1 pseudogene is annotated in these 727 nt (G+C 46.1%); it reads left to right on the forward strand.

Annotation, left to right across the window (positions count from 1 at the left end):
- Positions 1–727: pseudogene (locus R7190_RS27270) on the forward strand (polymer-forming cytoskeletal protein); the annotation flags it as partial.

The raw sequence follows: 727 nt of genomic DNA on the forward strand, positions 1-727 counted from the left end.
ACGATCTCCCGCAATTCACAGCGATCACAACCAACAACGATGAAGTAGTCAGCGCACCCGTGATGGCAATATTGTCTGATCCCGACTTGTTCACGCTAGAGGTGGTGAAAGGGAAACCGACCTCAACTGAAAACCAGTTTCAATCTAACGATAATGGTGAGCTCATTGTTCGTGTGGTTCCAAACGACATCGATAAGATCTCATTAGACGCCAATTACTCTTTGACTTTCACGATGGTCGGAGACTCCGCTAAGGAGCAAACTGTCAACTTCATGTTTACGCCGTTTATGTTCGAAGCGTATTCAAATGAAAGACGGACACTGAATGAAATTCGCGTCATCGCTGGTAAACCAGAAAATGTTCATACACGTCTGCTCGCTTGTGCCTCCACAGGAGAACCCGTCGTTGCCAGCAATTACAATGGTAAACCCAAAGTAGTCCACCCTTTGATTAAACCTCTCGGTGGAAGCGAAGGTGATTTTAGTTATTCTGCTGAGTTCAAAGACGGATTATCGGAACATGGCTTAATTACTAACGAATCCGGACTGTTCGAGGTGACGTTATCCGACCAATTCGAATGTGAAGGATTTTCAGAGTGTCCGGACGACGGCACAGTTGAAGTAACAGGCAAGTTTAATGTGTACTCGCGACCAGGGACCTTGGCAATCTGTGAGAACCAAAACACCTTGCCTTCAGGCACATCCGAACAAGGTGATAAGTTCATTGC

It is taken from the genome of Vibrio sp. 1078-1 (assembly GCF_033340475.1).